General features: G+C 78.9%; 3 protein-coding genes and 1 riboswitch. Of the genes, 2 read left to right on the top strand and 1 reads right to left on the bottom strand.

Annotated elements, in window-relative coordinates:
• The coding region (locus tag K6U79_11405) for a DUF1492 domain-containing protein (protein ID MCL6522959.1) at positions 1–1,516 on the top strand (1,516 nt) is incomplete at its 5' end.
• A gap of 257 nt (positions 1,517–1,773) precedes the next feature.
• A riboswitch (cyclic di-GMP riboswitch) is annotated at positions 1,774–1,864 on the top strand.
• 82 nt (positions 1,865–1,946) lie between these two features.
• Entirely contained in the window at positions 1,947–2,918 is a 972-nt protein-coding gene (locus tag K6U79_11400) for a transglutaminase-like domain-containing protein (GenBank protein MCL6522958.1), read from the top strand.
• Here K6U79_11400 and K6U79_11395 read toward each other — a convergent pair.
• The coding region (locus K6U79_11395) for a class E sortase (GenBank protein ID MCL6522957.1) at positions 2,902–3,254 on the bottom strand (353 nt) is incomplete at its 5' end. The two genes, K6U79_11400 and K6U79_11395, sit on opposite strands and share 17 nt — an antisense overlap.

Genomic DNA, 3,254 nt, shown 5'->3' with positions numbered 1-3,254 from the left:
GCGCTTCCTGGAGCGGCTGGGGCCGGGGACCTGCGCCGTGCTCGCCGGTCGCCGGCCGCCCGCCGAGCTCTGGCCGGGGCGCGCCGGCTGGTTCCTCACCCTGCGCGAGCTGCGCCTCGAGCCGCTGGACGAGGAGGAGGCGGCGCTCCTCCTGGCGCGGCTGGGCGCGGGCGGTCCCGCCGCGGCGCGGGCGCTCCGCGCGGTCAGCGGCGGCCATCCCGGCCTCCTGGTCCGCCTCGCCCAGCACCTGGCCGCGGGGAGGTCCGCCGGCGACGGCCGCGGGGGGGTGCCGGCGGAGGCGGGAGACGAGGAGGAGCTGGACGGCTTTCTCGTGGAGCGCTGGCTCCACCCGCGCACACAGCGCACCGCTTGGCGGGCGGGGGGTGCGGCGCTGGACGAGGCGGTGGCCGCCGCCTCGCTGCCGCCCTTCTTCGACCGTCCCAGCCTGCGCGCGGCGGTGGGCGAGACGGCGGCGGAGGCCGCCTGGCCGGTGCTGGAGCCGGTGGCGCTGCCGGCGCCGGGGGGCGTCTTGCGCCTGCCGGAGTCGCTGCGCGCGCGCCTGCGCGCCCTGGTGCGGCGCCAGCGCCCCTGGGCGGAGGCGCGTTGGCGGCGCCGACTCCTCGCGCACGCGCTGGAGCGGGCGGCCTTCGCGGGGCGGCAGGGGCGCTCGGAGACGGCCTGGCCGCTGGCCGCCGAGCTGGCGGAGGAGGCGGCCTGGTATCCGGCGCTCCATCCGGCCGCCGAGCGGTCCGCCGGCTGGCGGGTGCTGGAGGAAGCCTGTCCCGGCGCCTGCCCCCTCACCCGCCCGCCGCGGCGCTGCCTGCAGGTGCGGGACGCGCGCGGCCGGCCGGCCGGCTGCCTGGTGGCGCTGCCCGGCCCGCGCCGCCCGGCCGTCCTGGAGGTGACCGACGCCTGGGAGCCGGAGGGGGCGGTGGGAGCCCTCGGCCTCCTCCTCCGCCAGCTGGCCGGTGGCTTCCATACACGGGTCGAGGTGCGGGTGACGGCGCCGGCGCTCTCCCGGCTGCGCGCGCCCGGGGGGAGACCGCTCCTGGCCGCCCTGGGCTTCGAGCCGGAGCCGGGCCCTCGCGGTGCCGACCCCGCTTGGCGCCTCGACCTGGGCCGGAGGGGCTTCGCCGGCTGGCTCGGGGCGATCCTCGGGCAGCCCGCGCCGCTCCTGCCTCCGGAGCGCTGGGCGGAGGCGGCGCGCGAGGCGCTGCTGGCGCTCCGGGAGCCGGAGCGGCTGGCCGCGGGCGAGCTGGGCCGGGCGCTGGCGGAACGCCACCGCCGCGCCGTCGGCCCGGCTTGGATCCGCTCCTGGCTCCTGGACGCGCTGCGCTCTCCGGAGCTGGAGGAGGGGGGTGACGTCGTCCCGGTGCGTCGCCTCCTTCAGCTCTACTACGTGGAGCGCGTGGGCTCGCACGAGCGCGTGGCGGAACATCTTAACGTCTCGCGCGCCACCTACTTCCGCTGGCACCGCGAAGCGCTCCGCCGCCTGGGCGAGGCGCTCTCCGGCTAGGACTGCGGATCGCTCCGCCCCGGTGCGTGCCGCCCCGGAGACCGGCTCAAAGGCCGGCCTCCGGGGCCTTTTCATCTCCCGCCATGTGCGGGCTGCGGGCCGCCCCGGCTGGACGGGCTGAACGGAGGCGAGCCGCGCCGCTAAAGTGGGGGGACCGCCGGTCGATGGCGGGGACGGCGGGGAACCCCGGGGCGGGCTCGACCGCGAGGGCCGCCCGGTCCGGCTTCGTCCCCCGTAAGATGACCGAGACGCTCTCCGGCCCGAAAAGGCAAACCCGTCGCAAGGCGGGGACGCAAAGCCATGGGCCCCCGGCCGCCCACGCGGCGCGGGGGTCGCCAGGCCGCCGAAGCCGAAGGGCAGTCGGGAGCCGCTCGACGCGCCCCTCTCGTCTGCTCCTTCCCGGGTTCGCGGGGAGCGGGGGAGGCGTGCGATGCGCGCGCGAGCGGCACTCCGTTCCCCGGCCGTGCTGGCCCTGGCGCTGGCCGGCCTGGTGGCGCTGCCGTCGACGGCGGCGCCCGTCGCCGCCGCGAGGGCGGCGGGAAGCTTTGCGGCCGCCGGGGCGGCGGCGCGGACGTCGGCGGCGGCCGCCCGCCAGGTTACCCTCACCGTCCGGGTCCACCTGCGCAACGCGGCCGCCTCGGGCGCCCGCGTGCAACTCCAGGTGCCGCTTCTCTCTTCCGGCCTGGACGCCTACCAGAGCGTGGGGCAGGAGTGGCTTCCGGGCGCGGGGGCGGTGGAGGAGGAGGCCTCCGGGGCGCGGTCCGCTTCCTACGACGTGCAGGTGGCGGGAGGATCGAGCCTCGACCTGGTCCAGCGCTACCGCCTGACGCTCCACGCCGCCGGCGCCTGGGCGGGGGAGCCGCCCTCCGCGGCCGACCTGGCGGCCGAGCCGGGCGTCGAAGCCTCCGACCCGCGCCTCCTGGCGCTGGCCGGGCGGCTGACGGAGGGGGCCGGCGACGAGGCGGCCCGTGCGGCGCGCATCCTCCGCTACGTCCACGACGCGCTGCGCTACGATCCGGCCTCGCCGGCGGCGGGGCAGGGGGCGCTGGCCGGCTGGCTCGCAGGAAGCGGCACCTGCACCGAGTTCGCCCGCCTCTTCGTGGCGCTCGCGCGCGCCGCCGGGGTGCCGGCGCGGATCGTCAACGGCGAGCTCCTCCTGGACGCCGCCGGGCGGCCGGCGGCGGGCGCCTTCCGCTCGGTCGTCCGCCACGAGTGGGCCGAGTTCTGGCTGCCGGGCAGCGGCTGGATCCCGGTCGACCCCACCTTCTCGGCCTCCGCCGGCCGGGGCTTCGCCGTCGCCGCCTACGTGGCCGAGAACCGGGGCGACCGCCCCGTGACCGGGAGCGCCTGGGGCGGCCGGATCCAGGCCTCGGTGGAGATCACGGTCACGGCCGGCTGGTAAGACGGGCGCGGACCACCAGGCGGAAGGCGGCCGATCCGGGCGGAGTGCAGGTGGTCAGCGTCAGCGCCGGATAGGTGGTGGGCGCCAGCACCCAGACGGCGTCGGGGCGGACCGTCCAGCTCCGCTCCACGCGGTAGACGTAGCTCTTCCCGCCCACCAGCAGGCGGATGGTGTCGCCGGGCCGCAGCCGGTCCAGGTTCCGGAACCAGGCGCCGTAGGTGGTCCGGTGGGCGGCGATGGCCACGTTGCCCTCGGCGCCCGGCGCCGGGCTGCCGGGGTAGAGCCCGGGCCCGGCGCGAAGCTCGGCCGTGCCCACGCCCGCCACCACCACCGCGC

The sequence above is a fragment of the Bacillota bacterium genome (assembly GCA_023511835.1).
Lineage (GTDB): Bacteria > Bacillota > Sulfobacillia > JAIMAT01 > JAIMAT01 > JAIMAT01.
The sequence above is the reverse complement of the archived record's forward strand: the minus strand, read 5'-3'. Positions and strand labels throughout refer to the sequence as shown.

What these genes read in the sequence shown, in the direction of transcription:
- K6U79_11400 (MCL6522958.1), top strand. Translation starts at nt 1,947, where the DNA reads ATGCGCGCGCGAGCGGCACTCCGTTCCCCGGCCGTGCTGGCCCTGGCG.